Source organism: Zoogloea sp. (assembly GCF_017302315.1).
Classification (GTDB): Bacteria; Pseudomonadota; Gammaproteobacteria; order Burkholderiales; family Rhodocyclaceae; genus Zoogloea.
In genome coordinates, this window is record NZ_JAFLDT010000079.1 from 1 (window position 1) to 18,635 (window position 18,635).

At 67.0% G+C, this 18,635-nt stretch carries 15 protein-coding genes and 1 pseudogene; 15 read left to right on the forward strand and 1 reads right to left on the reverse strand.

Annotated features, from left to right (window positions below; translation table 11 throughout):
• From J0L98_RS17710 to J0L98_RS17765, 12 genes are all read left to right on the forward strand, one after another.
• On the forward strand, positions 1–700 hold a 700-nt coding region (locus tag J0L98_RS17710; RefSeq protein ID WP_296413187.1), incomplete at its 5' end, for a hypothetical protein.
• The gene (locus J0L98_RS17715) at positions 700–3,501 is read left to right on the forward strand and encodes an AAA family ATPase (protein WP_296413188.1); all 2,802 of its coding nucleotides are present in this window, start codon (positions 700–702) and stop codon (positions 3,499–3,501) included. The genes J0L98_RS17710 and J0L98_RS17715, both read left to right, overlap by 1 nt.
• 13 nt (positions 3,502–3,514) lie before the next feature.
• Complete coding sequence (locus J0L98_RS17720; RefSeq protein WP_296413190.1) at positions 3,515–4,726, forward strand: hypothetical protein; 1,212 nt, start codon at positions 3,515–3,517, stop codon at positions 4,724–4,726.
• Between the two features lie 51 nt (positions 4,727–4,777).
• A complete protein-coding gene (locus J0L98_RS17725; RefSeq protein ID WP_296413192.1) occupies positions 4,778–5,926 on the forward strand; it encodes a GGDEF domain-containing protein in 1,149 nt (382 codons plus the stop codon).
• A 115-nt stretch (positions 5,927–6,041) separates the two neighbouring features.
• Positions 6,042–7,550, forward strand: a complete 1,509-nt coding sequence (lysS, locus tag J0L98_RS17730) for a lysine--tRNA ligase (protein WP_296413193.1) — start codon at positions 6,042–6,044, stop codon at positions 7,548–7,550.
• Positions 7,551–7,612: 62 nt separating this feature from the next.
• A complete protein-coding gene (locus J0L98_RS17735; protein ID WP_296413195.1) occupies positions 7,613–8,119 on the forward strand; it encodes an H-NS family nucleoid-associated regulatory protein in 507 nt (168 codons plus the stop codon).
• A 45-nt stretch (positions 8,120–8,164) separates the two neighbouring features.
• Positions 8,165–8,581, forward strand: a complete 417-nt coding sequence (locus tag J0L98_RS17740; RefSeq protein ID WP_296413196.1) for a nucleotidyltransferase substrate binding protein — start codon at positions 8,165–8,167, stop codon at positions 8,579–8,581.
• On the forward strand, positions 8,581–8,895 hold the full coding sequence (locus J0L98_RS17745) for a nucleotidyltransferase domain-containing protein (RefSeq protein ID WP_296413197.1): 315 nt from the start codon (positions 8,581–8,583) through the stop codon (positions 8,893–8,895). Before J0L98_RS17740 ends, J0L98_RS17745 begins: the two co-directional genes overlap by 1 nt.
• 114 nt (positions 8,896–9,009) lie before the next feature.
• Positions 9,010–9,960, forward strand: coding sequence for a 5'/3'-nucleotidase SurE (locus tag J0L98_RS17750; RefSeq protein WP_296413198.1), 951 nt, complete (start codon positions 9,010–9,012; stop codon positions 9,958–9,960).
• 10 nt (positions 9,961–9,970) lie between these two features.
• A complete protein-coding gene (locus J0L98_RS17755; RefSeq protein ID WP_296413200.1) occupies positions 9,971–10,612 on the forward strand; it encodes a hypothetical protein in 642 nt (213 codons plus the stop codon).
• A 231-nt stretch (positions 10,613–10,843) separates the two neighbouring features.
• Positions 10,844–12,829, forward strand: coding sequence for a TRAFs-binding domain-containing protein (locus tag J0L98_RS17760; RefSeq protein ID WP_296413204.1), 1,986 nt, complete (start codon positions 10,844–10,846; stop codon positions 12,827–12,829).
• A gap of 21 nt (positions 12,830–12,850) precedes the next feature.
• Positions 12,851–13,996, forward strand: coding sequence for a patatin-like phospholipase family protein (locus J0L98_RS17765; RefSeq protein WP_296413205.1), 1,146 nt, complete (start codon positions 12,851–12,853; stop codon positions 13,994–13,996).
• Positions 13,997–14,378: 382 nt separating this feature from the next.
• Here J0L98_RS17765 and J0L98_RS17770 read toward each other — a convergent pair whose 3' ends face one another.
• Positions 14,379–16,127, reverse strand: coding sequence for a PQQ-dependent methanol/ethanol family dehydrogenase (locus J0L98_RS17770; RefSeq protein WP_296413213.1), 1,749 nt, complete (start codon positions 16,125–16,127; stop codon positions 14,379–14,381).
• Between the two features lie 522 nt (positions 16,128–16,649).
• Between J0L98_RS17770 and J0L98_RS17775 the strand changes: the two genes are divergently transcribed.
• The 3 genes and pseudogenes from J0L98_RS17775 to J0L98_RS17785 form a co-directional block, all read left to right on the forward strand.
• Positions 16,650–17,420, forward strand: a complete 771-nt coding sequence (locus J0L98_RS17775) for a quinoprotein dehydrogenase-associated SoxYZ-like carrier (RefSeq protein WP_296413207.1) — start codon at positions 16,650–16,652, stop codon at positions 17,418–17,420.
• The gene (locus J0L98_RS17780) at positions 17,417–18,373 is read left to right on the forward strand and encodes a quinoprotein relay system zinc metallohydrolase 1 (protein WP_296413210.1); all 957 of its coding nucleotides are present in this window, start codon (positions 17,417–17,419) and stop codon (positions 18,371–18,373) included. Before J0L98_RS17775 ends, J0L98_RS17780 begins: the two co-directional genes overlap by 4 nt.
• Positions 18,370–18,635, forward strand: a pseudogene (locus J0L98_RS17785) (hypothetical protein); the annotation flags it as partial. The gene J0L98_RS17780 and the pseudogene J0L98_RS17785, both read left to right, overlap by 4 nt.

The window sequence follows — 18,635 nt, forward strand, 5'->3', positions numbered from 1 at the left end:
CCGGACCCTCACTGCCCGCCTGCTGGCCAATCGCAGCCTGCCCCGCACCGACCCGCTGGTACGCCGCGCCCTGGTCGACGAGAGCTTCCGGGTGGACCTGGACGCCCGCCTCGCCGCCGTGGGGCTCCAGCTCATCGACAACCCCTACGCCGAGCACGTGGCCGTCGCCCTGGCCGGCGACATGCACGAGCCGGTGTTCGGTGCCAGCCGCGAGTACGCCGCCAGCAACATCGGCCTGACCCGTGACCAGCTGGCCCTGCTGGTGGTGTTGTGGGCCCTGATCATCCTGCCCAAGCGGGAACGCCAGGTGAATCGCCAGAAGCTCGCCGACGACGGCCAGGACGACATGTTCGGCAAGGAGGCACCGCTGTCCCATGGCGAAGAAGTCTCCGGCGCCCTCTCCGAAGCCTCCCTGCTGGCCGACTTCGCTCCGGTGCTGGGTCACAAGACCTACGTGCAGGGCAAGCTCCTGTCGCGCCTGGCCCAGCTCGGCTTCATCGAGCGTCGCGGCGGCATGATCCACGAGGGGCCTTTGCTGGACGTTCTGCTGGACTACCGCCTGCTGGCCGACCGCATCATCTACGGCACCCTCGGCGAGGTCCTCGCCCAGGCCGGCCACCCGCCTCCCGGGCAGGATGCCTTCACGGCGGCCGAAGCCGATCCCCTCGAAGACGCCGACACCGAGCAGGAAGACCACTGATGTTCCACATCAAGCAACTCGAACTGGTCCACTGGGACTACTGGCGCCGCTTCAACCTGCCCCTCGACGCGCAGATCATCACCATCGTCGGCCCCAACGGCTCTGGCAAGACCACCCTGCTCGATGCCCTGCGCACCCTGTTCGGCCTGCGCTGCTCAGGCAAGCGCGACTTCCGCCGCTACGTTCGCCGGGCCAACCGCAGCTTCGCCTGGATCCGCGCGGTGGTGGCCAACCGGCCGGGCAGCACCGGCAAGCGCCCTTTCTTTCCGTGCCTGAAGGACGAAGTCACCCTCGCCTGCCGCATCCGCCGCGCCGGCGGTGACTGGACCCGCGACTACGCGATCGCCGACGGCGACGTTTCCATCGAAGCCCTTGAGGCCCGCGAGGACAAGGTCGTCGAATGGGTCGGCTACCGGGACTACCAGAGCCGCCTGGCCTGGGGCGGCCTCACCCCCGCCATCGCCAAGGTGCTGGCCCTGGAACAGGGCGACACCGACAAGCTCTGCGAATACTCCCCCAAGTCCCTGTTGGAGCTGGTCTTTGACGTCTTCGGCGACAAGGAGGTGCTGGACAACTACGCCGCCGCCCGGGAAGAACAGAACAACGCCGAGAAAGAGCTGGCCGCCCTTGGCCTCGATCTTGACCGCCTGCGTGCCCAGGCCGAAACCAAGCGCCTCGAGGCCGACCGCTACCTGGAATGGAAGCAGCTCGACGACGAAGCCCGTGCCCTGACCGCCGAGATCGTGCCGCGCCTGGAAGTCGCCGAACTCCTCCGCGACATCGCCCAGGCCCGGGACGACCTCGCCCGCGGGCGCAGCGAGCGCCAGAAAAGCGAGGACGAACTGAACGCCCAGCGCGCACGCAGCGCCGGTGTGGAAGCCGAAAAGGCCGCCGCCGAAGCCGAACGCAAGGCCGCCCGCAGCCGCGACCTGGAGGCCGAAGAGCAACATCGCAATGCCCTGATCCAGGTGCATGACTGCGACAAACTTCTGGCCGAACGCACCGCCCTGCGCGCCCGCCTGGCCCGCGAAGCCGGCGACGCCGCCGTGGACCTGGAAGCCGACTACGCCAGGGCCGATGCCCGCCTGGTCCACCTGCAGCGCCAGGAACGCGAAGCCATCGCCGCCTTTGAAGACAAGACCGCCCAGCTACGTGCCACCCGCGATCACCGCGGCCCGCCCGCCGACGCCGAAGTAAGCCGCTTCCGCAACCGCCTGAGAGAAGCCGGCATCGCCCACCGCGCCCTCGCGGAGATCGTCGAGGTCACCGACCCCGACTGGCAGGGCGCCGTCGAGGCCGTGCTGCGGCCCTACCGCCACGTGATCTTGCTGGAGCGGGAGCAGGACCGCCACGCTGCCTGGGGCCTGGGCGAGCAGGAACGCTTCCGCCACTTCATCGTGCCTGAACTCGAAACGGCGCCCCCTGCCACCCGTGGATCGCTGGCCGAAGTCATCCGCTTCGTCGACGCCGTGCCCCGCTGGCTCGCCGACCTCCTCAACCGCATCCAGCGGGTCGAAGACGCCGACGCCGCCCGCCAGCTCCCCCGGGAAACCGAGTGGATCACCCGCGACGGCTACCACCGGGAACGCCGGGGCGCCCGCCACCTGGGCAAACCCACCGACTTCCACTTTGGCGAACTGGCCCGCGCCTCGCGCCTGAAGCAGCTCGATGCCGACATGCACAGCATCGACGCCCGCCTGCGGGAGATCCGCCCCCAGCTCGACGCCGCCAAGGAAGAAGCCGACGCCCTGCGCGCCCGCCTCCACGGCATCGAGGCCGCCCAGCTTCTGGCCGCCCGGGCAACCGACTTCGAGGCCGCCGAGAACGCCCTGCCCGCCGCCCGCGCCCGCCTGACCCAGGCCATTGCCGACCGGGCTGAAGCCAAGGGCGACGTGGACCGCATCGACCAATCCCTGCGCGGCATCGACATCGAACTGGATCGCCGCCGCCGGGACATGGCCGGCCTCGCCGCAAAGGTCAATCATCTGACCGCCGAGGCTGCCCCCCGCCGCCACGACCAGGCCAATCGCATCCAGCGCCTGCGTCGCCTGCGCCGGGGCATGCCCGCCGACTGGCGCGACTCCGCCGCGAATACCCTGCTGGCCGACAAGTACGACGGCGCCCGCGGCGCCCGCGCCGAGCTGGAACGCCTGCGCCAGCGCCTGGCCAACGGCGACTGGGTGACCGACGACACCGTGCTCACCCTGGCCGGCCGCCTCAAGGCCGACGTGCTCGACCGGGAAAGCCAGTACGCCGAACGCGAACGCCACTGCAACGCCGCCCGGCGCATCACCGGCGAAGCCCGCGCCGCCTACATCGCCAAGCTCCGCGCCACCGTGCGCCAGTACGGCAAGAACCTGCGCGCCCTCGGCGACCTGGCCAACGTGGACGTGGACTGCCCGGTACCCCTGCTCGGCAACGACGACCGGGCCCTCGCCGCCGCCGGCCTGGAGGTGCGCTTCGACTTCGACCGCAAGGGCGCCGTGGGCCTCAACGACGGCGAAGCCTCGGGTGGCCAGCAGGTCATGAAATCCCTGATCCTGCTCATCGCCCTGCTGATGGACGAGGCCCGCCCCGGCGGCTTCGTTTTCATCGACGAGCCCTTCGCCCACCTGGACATCGCCAACATCGACCGGGTCGGCACCTTCCTGCGCGCCACCCGCGCCCAGTACCTCATCACCACCCCGGTCACCCACAACGCCAACGTCTTCGCCCCGGCCCAGCTCACCCTGGTCACCCGCAAGAAGAAACCCGGCGACGACTGGGCTCCGCCCATCGGGCTGATCCAGCGCAGCCTCTAGCGCATCACCGCCCATGGACTGGAGCGCCCCCGATGGCGACGGTGTGTGCACCCTGCGGCTGGACGACCCGCTGCGGGCCAGCCTGAAGGGCCAGCGCCGCCTCCGGCGGGGCGCGCCGCAGCCGCTGAATCTGGACGCCTGGCCCACGGACGAACGGCAGCTCCTGGCCGGCTGGGTGAAGCGCGCATCCGACAAGGCGGTGCGTCACGACACCCTGCTGCGTGCCGCAGGCCCCCATCGGGCCATGCTCGCGGATCGCCTGCTTGACCTCCTGCTGCGCTCCGGAGCCATCGAGCTCGAGGAATGCCATGAGCGCGGGCACTGGTGGCCCAGGCAACTCCGCTTTCTCGACCCGGCCGCCTTGCGCCGTGTGCTCGGTCTCCCCGAGCCCGATGCCGACAAGAGCCTGTGGGATCAGGCGCGCCAGCGGTGCTTCACCCACCCGGAACTCGATCTGGCGGCCCAAACCCTCGACGCCCTGCCGCCGGCCCGAGCCCTGGCGCGCCATGGGCTGCTGGTCGCCCTGGAAGCCTGGCAGGAGCAGCAGCGCAGCGGTACCTGGCGGGATTTCTCCCACTTCGCCCGGGGTGACACCAAACAGATCAGTGACGCCGAGAAGACCTGGCTGAGCAGCGCTCTCAGCCTCGACGATTTCGGCATCAGCGATCATACCCCCTTGCTGCTGGTGCGCCTTCCCACGTCCGTCGCTCTCTCTGGCGGAACATGGCCCCTGGGGCTTGTCCCCGACTTCATCGCCCTGACACCGGCAACGATCAATGCCATGAGCGCCGCCACCGGGGCGCCAAGCGCCTGGAGGCTGGTGGAAAACCGCACCAGCTTCGAGCGGGTCGCCCGCACCTGCGGGCCTGCCGAGGCGGTGCTGTGGCTGCCCGGCTATCCTCCATCCTGGTGGCGCAGCAGCGTTACCCGACTGCTCGACCTACTACCCGCCCCTGCATGGATCGCCTGCGACCCGGATCCTGACGGCATCGCCATCGCATTGCAGGCGGGCCAGCTGTGGACCGCAGCGGGGCTGGTGTGGCAGCCCTGGCGGATGGGCCCCGCCGATTTCGATTCGCTCCCGGCGAAGCGGCCCCTGTCCGGACGCGATCAGTCCCTGCTCGACCGGCTCGAAGTCGAGGCCCCTCTCCCGCCGATGCTCGCCGCACTGGCCCGGACGCTGCGCATCCAGCAACTGAAAGGCGAGCAGGAGGGCTATCTCTGATCGGCCCGCGGCATGGACGCAGAATCGGGCCGGCCGGCTTCAGATTTCACAATGTCTGACGTTATTGGCTCCATCCAGCCACGGCCCGCCCCCTCCACCATGCGCCTTGCCCCGGCGTCCGACACCACGAATTCGCGCCAGATGCCTCTTCTCCGGGGTGCCGAGGTTCTGTCACGCACCCGCGACCTGCGCGAGATCTTCCGGATAGCCGCCGAAACCGCCATGGACTTCCTCAATGGCAGCTTCTGCCTGATGTTCGCCGTGCGCTTCTCGCCTCCCGACCTCACCGTCGGCCTGCTTGGCTGCTGCGTATCCGACGGCGCCGACACCTACTGGGACGACGTCTGCGATGGCCAGTCCTGGCTCCCGGTGGACCCGCTCCTGGCCGACTGCCTGCATACCGACTACGGCTACGCGATCGCCCACGAGGGCGACACCTGGCGCCTCGCCTTTGCCGTTGGCGCCCTGGGCGAAGCCCGCTGGGTGCTGGAAATCCATAGCCCCCTCAAGCCCCGCACCGCGGACTGCCAGGCCCTCACGCTGTTCCTGCGCTGCTTCGAGAACCAGCACCAGGCCTGGGAGTACGCCAACCTGGACACCCTGACCCGGCTCCTCAACCGCAAGACCTTCGACGACGACTTCGAACGCCTGATCGCCGCCGCCGAGCTGGCCGAGCAGGCCCGCCAGCAAGCGGAAGAACGCCGCACCTGCAGTGCCACCATCACCCAACCATGCTGGCTTGCCGTCGTTGACATCGACCACTTCAAGAAGATCAACGACAACTACGGCCACCTCTTCGGCGATGAGGTGCTGCTGCGCATCGCCGACCTGATGCGCCAGAGCTTCCGCAGTCACGACAAACTCTTCCGTTTCGGCGGCGAGGAATTCGTGGTGATGTTGCGCAATGTGGGCGAAGACAACGTCCAGACCATCTTCGACCGCTTCCGGATGGCCGTGGAAGAGCACGATTTTCCCCGCGTCGGTCAGGTGCACTGCTCGGTGGGTTACGCCCGCATTGATCCACGCCTGTCCCCGGCCGAACTGCTGGGGCGTGCCGACGAGGCCCTCTACTACTCCAAGCAACATGGCCGCAACCAGGTCAATGGTTTCGACGAACTGATCATGAGCGGCAAGCTGCGCATCACCACCCCGGCCGGGCAAGCCCAGATCCAGTCCGATATCGACGAGATCTTCCTCTGACCACGCCCATGGCGGCGGGCGGGCCGCGACGGGCGCCCCGGAGTGTGTCAAAATTGGAAGCTTTGCGGCGATTTGCGCGTGCCGCACCCTGATTCCGTTGATTGAAGAGCCCATCATGTCCGACCAGACCTCCCCGCCCGCCCAGGACGAAAACCACCTGATCGCCGAACGCCGGCAAAAGCTCGCCGAATGGCGTGCCAGCGGCAAGGCGTATCCGAATGACTTCTCCCGGGAGAACACCGCCGGCAAGCTCGACGAAGTCTACGGCGAGAAATCCGCCGAAGACCTGGAAGCCCTGCCGGTCGAGGTCAAGGTTGCCGGCCGCATCATGCTCAAGCGCGTGATGGGCAAGGCCAGCTTCGTCACCATTCAGGATCTCTCCGGCCGCATCCAGCTCTACGTCACCCGCGACGGCGTGGGCGAAGAGGTCTACGCCGACTTCAAGCACTGGGACATCGGCGACATCGTCGGCACCATCGGCACCCTGTTCCGCACCAAGACCGGCGAACTGTCCATCAAGTCGTCCGAGCTGCGCCTCCTCACCAAGAGCCTGCGCCCCCTGCCCGACAAGTTCCACGGCCTCACCGACACCGAGACCAAGTACCGCCAGCGCTACGTGGACCTCATCATGAGCGAGGCGTCACGCCACACCTTCGTGGCCCGCAGCCGCCTGGTGCAGTCGATCCGCAACTACATGACCGGCCACCACTTCCTCGAAGTCGAGACGCCGATGATGCACCCCATCCCCGGTGGCGCCTCGGCCAAGCCCTTTGTCACCCACCACAACGCCCTCGACATGCAGCAGTTCCTGCGCATCGCGCCGGAGCTCTACCTCAAGCGTCTGGTGGTCGGCGGCTTCGAGAAGGTCTTCGAGATCAATCGCAACTTCCGCAACGAAGGCCTCTCGCCCCGCCACAACCCGGAATTCACCATGATGGAGTTCTACGAGGCCTACGCGAACTACCGCAGCCTCATGGACTTCACCGAGGGTCTGCTGCGCCACGCCGCCCGCGAAGCCCTGGGTACCGAAGTCTTCGAATACCAGGGCCGCACCCTCGACCTGTCCCGCCCCTTCCACCGCCTGACCATCGTCGAAGCCATCCGCAAGCACCACCCCGGCTTCACCGATGCCCAGCTCGCCGACGCCGACTGGCTCAAGCAGAAGATCAAGGACTTTGGCGAAAAGGTGAAACCGGGCGGCCTCGGCAGCCTGCAGCTGCAACTCTTCGAAGCCTGCGCCGAAGCCGAGACCTGGGAACCCACCTTCATCATCGACTACCCGGTCGAAGTGAGCCCCCTGGCCCGCGCCTCCGACAGCAACCCCGAGATCACCGAACGCTTCGAGCTCTTCATCGTCGGCCGCGAGATCGCCAACGGCTTCTCCGAGCTCAACGACCCCGAAGACCAGGCCGCCCGCTTCCAGGCCCAGGCCCAGGCCAAGGACGCCGGCGACGAAGAAGCCATGTACTACGACGCCGACTACATCCGGGCACTTGAATACGGCCTGCCCCCCACCGGCGGCTGCGGCATCGGCATCGACCGCCTGGTCATGCTGCTCACCGACAGCCCCGCCATCCGCGACGTCATCCTGTTCCCGCAGATGCGCCCGGAAGCCGCTGACTGAGGAAATCACGCGGGCCGCTCCGGCGGCCCCGCCCTTCCTGCCCGAGCACAACCGACGCCCCCATGACTGACCTGAAGTCCTACGACCTCCCCGAACTCGAAGCCCTGGCCGAACAGATCCAGGCCGAGATCAACAAGCGGGAGCAGGAAGAAGCCGACCGGGCCTGCGCCGCCGAAGAAGCCGCCGCGGAGGCAGAGCGCCAGGTCATCGCCGCCGCCGAAGCCGCCCGCCGCGCAGCCGAAGAAGCCGCAGCCCGCAAAAAGGCCGAGGCCGCAGCCCGCAAGGAGGCCCAGGCCCAGGAAGCCGCCCGCAAGGAAGCCGAAGCCAGCGCCGCGCGGGAAGCCGAAACCAAGGCCAAGGCCGCCCCCCCACCCGAGCCCGCCCCTGCCGCGCCCGGCCATATCCGCTACATGCACCCATCCAACCGCGCCCTCACCTGGGACGGCAAAGGCCCCACCCCCGACTGGGTCCTGGCCTGGATGACCACCGGCGGCACCCTCTACGCCCTCGAAACCACCGCTGAAAAACTCGCACCGCGGCCGATTCCGGCGAGCTTCCTGAAGCGCTGAACGAGCTGCGGACATCCTCACCGTTCAGATCGCGGAGAGACTCCCATGAGCACCGATATCCGCTGGAGACAGCGTTTCGACAACTACAGCAAGGTGTTTCTGGAACTCCAGGAGGCGTTCGATCTGGCCCGCACGCGCCCCCTTTTCAAACTGGAAAAGCAGGGCACCATTCAGGGCTTTGAATACACCCACGAACTGGCCTGGAATGTCCTCAAGGACTACCTGGAGTATCAGGGCATTGTGGGCCTGATCGGCTCCCGCGACACAACCCGCGCCGCCTTCCAGCGCGGGCTGATTGATGACGGCGAGACCTGGATGGAGATGATCAAGTCCCGAAACCTCACCTCCCACGCCTACGACCGGGCCACCGCAGACAACATCCTTGCGGCGATCCTTGGGCGGTTTTCGGGCGAGTTCCAGAAGCTGCATCAGGAATTCACCCGACGCCAGCAGGAATCCTGATGGAGTTCGGGCTCCCGGACGGCACCTGTTCCACCGTCCGCCAGATCCTCGCCAGCTATCCACAGATCGAAAAGGCCGTGCTCTACGGCTCGCGGGCCAAAGGCAACTACAAGGCCGGGTCGGATATCGACCTGACCCTGTTCGGCACGGCACTGAACCACACCCTTCTGATGTCCATCAGCACCGCCCTGGAAGAGTCGGACATTCCCTACACCGTCGATCTGTCGCTGTTTGACCAGATCGAAACACCGACCTTGCGCGAGCATATCGAACGGGTGGGGCAGGTGTTCTATGAGAGGGGCCGCGTCCGTTAACGAAAGGGTCACGCGCCCATCACCGGCCCGTCACCTCTGCGCCTCACCCTACTGGCGATCAACGCTCGCCCCGCCTGCCGGGGCGCCCTTTTTTGCTACGCCGGGATTCCAGCCATGAAACTCCGCCTCGCCGCCGCCATCGCCCTCTCCGTGGGCATGAGCCCGGCCTTCGCCGTCAACATCCTCCTGTCCAACGACGACGGTCTGACCAGCAACCTCAAGGCGCTCTACGACGCCCTCAAGGCCGACGGCCACGACGTCATCGTCTCGGTACCGTGCTCGGGCCAGAGCGGCCGCGGCGCGGCCATCGTGATGTACAGCACCGCCACCATCATCGCCGACAACGACAAGACCCAGATCGAGGCCGAGGGTGGCTGCCACAATGGCGCGGCGGCCATCGGCGCACCGGCCGTGGGCCCCTTCACCAAGGCCGGCTACACCGGCGGTGACTTCCACTACGTCCACGGCACCCCGGTGATGGCCACCATGTACGGCCTCGACGTGCTCGCCACGGCGCGCTGGAACAAGGCCCCCGACCTGGTGCTGTCCGGCCCCAACGAAGGCCAGAACGTGGGCCGCGTGGTGGTCAGCTCCGGCACCATCGGCAACGCCCAGTTTGCGGCCGGGCGTGGCATTCCGGCCATCGCCCTGAGCGCCGGCACCGACACGGTGGACAACACCGGTCTGGCCAATCCCAACTCGGCCATCGTCGCCCAGCTCAGCGTCAAGCTCCTCAAGGCGCTCCAGGCCAAGGCGGGCAGCACCGCCCTGCTGCCTGCCGGCGTGGCCCTCAACGTGAACTTCCCCAATGCCCCCACTACCAACGTGGGCTGGGCCTTCTCACGCCACGGCAGCTACGATCTCTACAACCTGAAGTTCAAGAACACCGTGCCCTACGGCATCGGGGCCGGTCTGCCCGCCGCAGCAACACCGGAACAAGCCGAAGACGAAGCCGTGGTCTACAAGACCAAGGTGGCCGTCACCGCCATGCAGGTCGGCTTCGACCACCGCCCGGCTGGGCAGCAGTGGCTGCGCCTGCGTCTGCGCGATCTGCTGAACCAATAAGGGGTCGGGCATGAACCGCTTCTTCAAGAGATGGGCGCCGGTCGCCCTGGGCCTCACCCTGGCAGCCTGCGGCAGCAACGACGACGACGGCCCCAAGGTCGGCGTCGACGACCTGAGCGAAGGCGCCTATACGGTCAGCACCGGCAACCAGGACACGCCCACCGTCGGGCGCTACCTGGCCGCCGCCGACGGCAGCCGGCTACTCATCGTTGGCGACGACAACGGTGTGGCCCGCAGCCTGTACCGCAAGACCGGCAATGGCGACTGGGTGGCCGTTCCGCCCGTGGACAAGGACACCCAGGTCTCCCTGCTGCGCAAGGACCCGGTCGTCATCTCCGCCGCGCCGACCCTGGCCGGTCTTGCCGGGCACTACGTCACCACGTCCCCCGCCGGCGCCGCGGCTGGCTTCTCGATCACCACCGACGGCAACATCGTCGCCGACGCCACGTCGGCCTGTCGCCTGACGGGCAAGCTCGGCAGTGGCGTGCTGCCCGGCACCCTCAAGCTCGAACTCTCCACCGCCGGCTGCGGCGAGCTACCCGCCTCGAGCACCGGCGTACTGAGCGTGGACCCCGATCTGGCGCCGGCCCGCTTCCGGCTGGTCGCCGATGATCGCAGCAAGGTGGTCGATCTCCGCGCCTTCGCCGAGTGACCCCTGCCGGCCAGGCTGGATCCTTTCCGGATCCGGCCCCGGCCGGGAGCAGGGCACAAGCCGCCCCCTCTGCGAAAACGGCCGCCAACGCTCAATTTCCGAGTCCAATTGCCCGTCCGTCCCGGGGCCGACACCGTGGAGCGCTTGAATTCGTCCGTCTCGTGATGCCTGCACCCGCCAAGATGAATAGAATGCGGGACACACCGATGTCATCCAATCCGGGACGCCTCCATGAAACTCCATGCCTTCGTGGCAATGCCCTTCGGCACCAAGCCGAACGACAAGGGTGAGCAGGTCGATTTCAACCGCATCTTCGATGAACTGATCAAGCCGGCCCTAGAGGATGCGGGGCTGGAGGTGCTGCGGGCCGACAAGGAGCAGCGGGCGGGTGACATCCGCCTGGACATGTTCCAGGAACTGCTGATGGCCGATCTGGTGGTGGCCGACCTGAGCATCGACAACCCCAATGTATGGTACGAGCTGGGCGTGCGCCATGCCCTGCGGGCCCGCGGGGTGGTCCTCGTGCAGGGGCCACGCAGCACCAAGCCCTTCGACATCTACACCGACCGCAAGCTGACCTACCACCTGAAGGATGGCGCACCCGACCCGGCCCATCTGGCCGATGATCGCAAGGCCATCGCCGAGATGACCATCGCCACCCTGGCGGCCTGGCACGAGCGCCCGGTGAGCCCGGTGTATGGCCTGCTCCCCAACCTGCTTGAGCCCGACTGGAAGCGCCTGCGCATCGGTGCCGTGCGGGAGTACTGGCATCGCCACGACGCCTGGGCGGCGCTGATCGAAAGAGCCCGCAAGGCCGGCCGGCCGGAGGATGTGCTGGTGCTGGCTGACGAGGCGCCGGTCACCGCCCTGCGGGTGGAGGCCCGGCTCAAGGCCGGGACGGCCCTGCTCAAGGGCAGGCACTACAACTACGCCCTCGAGCAGTTCGAGCTGGCCCTCGGCTTCGACCCCGCCCACCTGGAGGCCGCCCGTCAGCGGGGCATCTGCCTGCAGCGCCTGAAGCGGCCGGACGATGCCCGAAGTGCCTACGAGGCCATCCTGGCCGCACACCCGGGCGATGTGGAAACCCTGTCGCTGCTTGCCCGCCTCGACAAGGACGCGTGGATGGACGCCTGGAACCACCCGGAGCACAGCCCGGCGAAGAAGCGCGAAGACGCCACCTACGAAGAGGCCCTGCTGAAGGCTGCCATCGCCGGCTATGCCCGGGCCTTCCGCGCCGCACCGGGCCACTACTACTCGGGCATCAATGCCGTCACCCTGATGCACCTCCACGGCCACCTCACCCATGAGGGCGAATTCGACGCCGAGGCACAAGCCATGGCTGGCGGCGTGGCCTGGGCCGCCGCCTGTGAGCAGGCCCCGGCACAGCGCTTCTGGGCCGCTGCCACCCTGGGTGATCTGGCCGTGCTTCAGGGCAACGCCGAGGCGGTGAAGGATGCCTACCAGGCCGCCATCACCCTGGCCGACAAGGACTGGTTCGCCCTGGACGCCTGCCTCGCCCAACTGCGCCTGCTGGCCAGCCTGGGCTTCCGGCCCGACGAAACGGGCGTCGGCATCACCACCTTCGAACGTGCCCTCACGCGGCTCAAGCCCCCCACGGAAAAGGGCTGGCAGCCACGCAAGGTGTTCCTGTTCTCCGGGCACATGATCGACAGCCCCACCCGCCCCACGCCCCGCTTCCCGGCCGACAAGGCGCCCCTTGCCGCCAAGGCCATTGCCGAGGCCCTGGCGCGGCTCGACGCCGGCAAGGACGATCTGGCCATCACCCAGGGCGCCTCGGGTGGCGACCTGCTCTTTGCCGAAGCCTGCCTCGCCCTGGGCATGCACGTACAGCTCCTGCTGCCCCTGCCCGAGGCCGACTTCATCGAGCAATCCATCCTTCCGGCCACTGATGGTGACGCCTGGCGCGACCGCTATTTCGCCGTGCGCGACCACGCCCTCACCCTCCTCAACCGGGTCATGCCGGAGGCACTCGGCCCCCTGCCCACCAACAGCGAAGGCCAGCCGATGAGCGCCTTCGAGCGCTGCAACCTGTGGCTGCTGCACAGCACCCTGTCCCTCGGCATCAAGCGCAGCCACCTGATATGCCTGTGGAACGGCGGCGGCGGTGACGGGCCCGGCGGCACCGAACACATGGTTCGTGAAGTGAAGAAACGCACCGGCCAGGTCATCTGGCTCGACACCCGCAAACTCTGGTAGCCCTTCCGAAAGGACACATCCATGCCCCTGTCCATCGCCGAACGCATCAAAGCCCCCGGCCCCAAGAAGATCCTCTCCTGCGACGGCGGAGGCATCCTGGGCCTAATGAGTGTCGAGATCCTGGCCAGACTGGAAGCCGACCTCCGCGCCGAACAGCGGAATCCGGATCTCCTGCTCTGCGACTATTTCGACCTTGTCTGCGGCACCAGCACCGGCGCCATCATGGCAGCCTGCATTTCGGCCGGCATGAGCACGGACCAGCTACGCACCTTCTACCGGAACAGCGGCAGGCAGATGTTCGATAAGGCCTCCCTGTTCAAGCGCCTGCACTATTCCTACAACAAGGAGCCCCTGGCCAGGAAGCTGCAGGCCGAGTTCAGCACCGCCCTGGGCGCCGACACCACCCTGGGCAGCCCGGGCCTGCGCTCGGTGCTGATGATGGTGATGCGCAATGCCACTACCGACTCCCCCTGGCCGGTGAGCAACAACCCTTTTGCCAAGTACAACCAGCGCGACAGGGACGACTGCAACCTGGATCTGCCCCTGTGGCAACTGGTGCGGGCCAGCACCGCCGCCCCCACCTTCTTTCCGCCCGAAGTCGTAACCCTCGGCAAGGGGAAGAAGGCATACACCTTCGTCTTCGTGGACGGCGGTGTCACCACCTACAACAACGCCGCCTTCCTGGCCTACCAGATGGCCACCGCGGCGCCGTACCACATCAACTGGAAGACCGGCACCGATCAGCTTCTGATCGTCTCCGTGGGCACGGGCAGTGCCCCTGCAGCCCGACCCGACCTGCAGCCGGGTGACATGTGGCTGGTGGACAACGCCAAGACCCTGCCCGGCGCCCTCATGAATGCCGCCAGCGCCGGATGGGACATGGCCTGTCGGCTGGTGGGCGAGTGCCGCTTCGGTCGCCCCATCGACCGGGAGATCGGCGACATGCTTGGCGCTGCCACCTCAACCGGCGCCAAGCAATTCGCCTATGTACGTTACGACCCGGACGTCAGCCAGACCGGCCTCGACACCCTGGGCCTGCCCCATATCAAATCGGCAGATGTCCAGACGCTGGACTCCATCGACTTCATCCCGCAGATCCAGGAGGTGGGCGTGGCCTACGCAGCAGCGCATGTGAAAACGGCGGAACACCTGCACGGCTTCCTGTAATCAACCGCCTCCCCGGGGAGCCACGTGGGGGCGACCGGTAGGGGCGACTTCAGTCGCCCATCCGTTAATCACCGGCACACCCTTGATCGACGTCCGCGGGCGACTGAAGTCGCCCCTACCGGTCGCCCCTACAGGACCTCCAGCCACCATCAGCACCTCCCAGCAGCCCCTGCAGCCGACCCGGCCAAGGACACCCGAACCCGCGTCAGCACTGGGTTCGCGCCTGGCTCAGGGAGGCCAGTGGAGGAAAACGGGATGAATTCGACACCGGACTCTGAATGTAAACGGCCCCTCGAAAGGGGCCGCTCACCCGCAGCAATAACGCCACAGGAAGTTTCAGCCGGTACAGCCCGGAAAACCAGACTGCACCCGGCAAGGGCAATTACTTGCCAGTGTGCAGCTTGAACACCCACACGGAACCGCCCTGCTCCAGGAAGTTCACGCGACGGGCCACGTCGCCGCCCCACAGGGGAACCGCGCCGCCCCAGCCGGACACCACGGCGACGTACTGCTCGCCGCCTTCCATCCAGGTAACCGGGGGCGCCACTACGCCGGAGCCGGTCTGGAAGGACCAGACTTCCTTGCCGGTCTTGGCATCCAGCGCCTTCAGGTAGCCCTCGGGGGTACCGTAGAAGGTCAGGTTGCCGCCGGTGGTCAGGACACCGCCCCACAGGGGAGCGAAGTTCTTGTTCTCCCAGACGATCTTGCCAGTGGTCGGATCGACGGCACGCAGGGAGCCGATGTAGTCGTCGTGCAGGGCCTTGATGGTGAAGCCAGCACCCAGGTAGGCCGCGCCGCGCTTGTAGGAGACAGGCTCGTTCCAGATGTCCATGCCCCACTCGTTGGCCGGCACGTAGAACAGGCCGGTCTGCGGGTTGTAGGCGATCTGCTGCTGGTTCTTGCCACCCAGGAAGGACGGAGCGGCGAAGACGCTCTTGCCCTTCTTGCCGTCGGCGCCAGCGGTCGGGTCGCCCGGACGGTTGTCATCCACGTAGTTGGGACGGCCGGTGCTCATGTCGAAACCGGTGGCCCAGGTGATCTGCTTGACAAACGGGAAGATGTTCAGCGGCTTGCCGTTGGTACGGTCAAGCACGAAGAAGAAGCCGTTACGGTCGGCCTTGCCGCCCGCCTTGATGACCTTGCCGGTCTTCGGATCCTTGTAGTCGAAGGAGACGAATTCGTTCACACCGTCAAAGTCCCAGCCGTCGTGGGGGGTGGTCTGGTAGTGCCAGACGATCTTGCCGGTATCCGGGTCGATGGCCACGGTGGAGGAGGAGAACAGGTTGTCGCCGGGGCGCAGGTGGCTGTTCCAGGGAGCCGGGTTGCCGGTGCCGGCAAAGACCAGGTTGGTGTCCGGATCGTAGGTGGCGCCGTTCCAGGTGGCCGCGCCGCCGGTCTTCCACAGGTCGCCGGTCCAGGTGGCGTTGGTGGTGCCGGAGATGCCGTTCTCGACCTTCTCGCCGTTCACCCACTTGTAACCCATGTGGCCTTCAACGGTCGGACGCATCCACACCATCTTGCCGGTCTTGGCATCGCGGGCTTCCATGCGGCCCTGCACGCCGAACTCGCCACCGGACACGCCGGTGATGACCATACCCTTGACGATCAGCGGGGCTGCCGTGGCGGAATAGCCGGCGGCGTAGTCGTCGATCTTGTCCTTCCACACAACCTTGCCGGTGTCCTTGTTCAGGGCCACGAGCTGGGCGTCGAGGGTGGCGAAGATCACCAGGTTGTCGTAAAGCGCCGCGCCGCGGTTGATCACGTCACAGCAGGGCATGATGCCTTCGGGGAGACGATGCTCGTACTTCCACAGCTTCTTGCCGGTCTTGGCGTCAAGGGCGAAGAGGCGGCTGTAGGAAGCCGTCACGAACATCTTGCCGTCGTGAATCAGGGGCTGGGACTCCTGGCCGCGCTGCTTCTCGCCACCGAAGGAGAAGGACCACACCGGAACCAGATTCTTGACGGTCTTGACGTTGACCTTGTCCAGCGGGCTGTAGCGCTGACCTTGCTGGCCCAGACCGAAGTGGGTGACATCGCCAGTGGTCTTGGCGTCATTGGCAATATCAGCGTCCGTCACTTCCTTGGCATGGACAGAACCGGCAACCATCAGGGCGGCCGCGATCAGGGTCATCGCAAACGGCTTTTTCATTGTTTTGCTCCTTTGGATCATTGAATGTCTCCTTTGAGAAGGTACTGAAGCGCGATCCGGGGCAGCCACCTCCCGGCCCAGCCAGACCACGCAGCACTGTCCTTGCGCAAGAGCTGTGCCAAAGACCCGGCAGCCCGCACTAAAAATGCCAACCCGGGAAGAATTCCCGATAGAAAACGGGAAGTTGGCTCTGGCTGAAAACGCGCCAGAATGGAAAAAATAGCGATCGTCCCAAGTGCCCGGTGCACATCCTGCTTCATTCCACACCAACTGCTCCAAGCTGGAGCACCCCGAAGCAGGACAGGGCAACAGATGTCTCACCCGGGACGGGCGGCATCGCTGGGCGCTATACCCGCCACGTGTCTGCCACTGAAACGAAACCCTTGCCGGCAAGGCCCCGGATGCTGCGATTCGGGCCACTGCAAACTGGTGGCACAGCTCTTGCAGCATTCCGCCCACCATACAGAGCGGACCGCCACCGGCAGGTCGCCGTCAGGAGACAGAATGATCAAGAGCGCCCTTATGGCCCTGCTGCTGGCAGGTGCCAGCATTGTGGGTCAGGCCGCCGAGCGTGGCGCGGACCCCCTCGACTCGCCCCGCTGGTCCGACATGCGCAAGGAGATGTTCCCGGCCGCCGCCAAGGTGGTGTTCGATGAGAGAGTCAAGGTGACGGCCCCCCTCACCGCCGAGAACGCCATGAACGTGCCGGTGAGCGTCGATGCCGGCGCGCTCCAGGGCGTTCGTGAAGTGCTCGTCTTCGCCGACTTCAACCCCATCGTGCGCATTGTCCGCTTCGAGCCCAAGGGGGCTCAGCCCAGCCTCGGCTTTCGCATCAAACTGCAGCAGTCCACCCCGGTCCGTGCTGCGGTACGGACAAGCGATGGTAGCTGGCATGTGGGCGGCACCTGGGTGAACACGGCGGGAGGTGGCTGCACCCTGCCTTCGACCGGCAGCGCCTCCCCCGAGTGGCAGAAGCGCCTGGGCGAAGTCAGCAGCCGCGTGTGGGCACGCAAGGAAGGGGGCGAACGCATCCGCCTGCGCATCATCCACCCCATCGACACCGGGCTCGCCGCGGGCATTCCGGCCTTCTTCCTGCAGGACCTGGACCTCACCGACGATAAGGGCAAGGCCCTGATGCACATCGAGGGCTTCGAGCCCATCGCCGAGAACCCTGTGTTCACAGTGGACGTTCCCGTCGCCCGGGCGTCGGCGGGCTACCGGGTGAGCGGCCGTGACAACAACGGCAATGCCATCTCGGCGGTAATCGACAAATGAACGCCCTGCCCCGCTCCGCCCGCGCGCTGATCGCCCTCTTTGCCCTCGGCTGGACGCTGCTCCTTGCCGCCGCAGACCGGGACTATGGCCTCAGCCCCGTGCGCATCGCCGATGACACCTGGGCGCTGGTCGGCCGCAGTGAAGATTTCAGCGTTGCCAACGGGGGCAACATCGTCAATACCGCCTTCATCGTCACCCGTGACGGCGTGGTGGTGATCGATAGTGGCCCGTCCCGGGTCTACGGCGAGCAGCTCAAGCGTGCCATCGCCCGCGTCACCGACAAACCCGTGAGCCTGGTGGTCAACACCCATCACCACCCGGACCACTTCCTCGGCAACCAGGCCTTCGCCCCGGAAACCCTGGCGGCCCTGCCCGCCACCATCAAGGGCATCCATAGCGAAGGCGGCAGCTTCAACGAAAACATGTACCGCCTGGCAGGTGACTGGATGGCCGGCACCGAGCCCGTCGCCCCGACCCGCCAGCTTGCCGCCGGCCCGCTGGTGATGGGCGATCACCGCCTTGAACTGATTGCCCTGGACGGCCATACCGAAGCCGATCTGGTGATCCTCGACCGCAGCACAGGCGTGCTCTTTGCCGGCGATCTGGTCTTCAACGGACGCACACCCACCACTCCCCATGCGGATCTGTCCCACTGGCAGGCCGCCCTCGACCGCCTGGAGAAGACGCCCTTCACCATCCTCGTTCCCGGCCATGGCCCGGTCGCGGCAGACGCCGGCCCGATCCGCCAGACCCGGGCGTGGCTGACATGGCTGGACCGCCATCTGCGCCAGGCCGCCGAGGACGGCCTCGACATGACCGAAGTCCTGGCCCTTCCGCTGCCGGCGGAATTCCGTGGTCTGGCTGTGGTCAACGCCGAGTACCGCCGTTCCGTAGGCCAGCTCTACCCCGCCTACGAGCAGCGCGCCCTTTCCGGCGAACGCCGCAAGCCATGAACCTCGCCCTGCCCCCGCACGCCACCACCTGGCCCCGCCCCGCGGCCCTGCCAGCGCCGCTGCGGCTGGCCATCGGCGTATCGATCGGCATCCACGCCCTGGCCCTGCTGGTGCAGGGCAAAGGCCTGCCATCCGTCCCGGAGAAGCCGCCCGCCCCCCTCGAAGTCGTGTTGCGCATGGCTGCCCCACTCCCCGTTCCCCTGCAGCCGGCCAGCTTGCCGCCGCCCGCCGCCAACCCGTCGCCGGCGACGCCCCCCCGGGT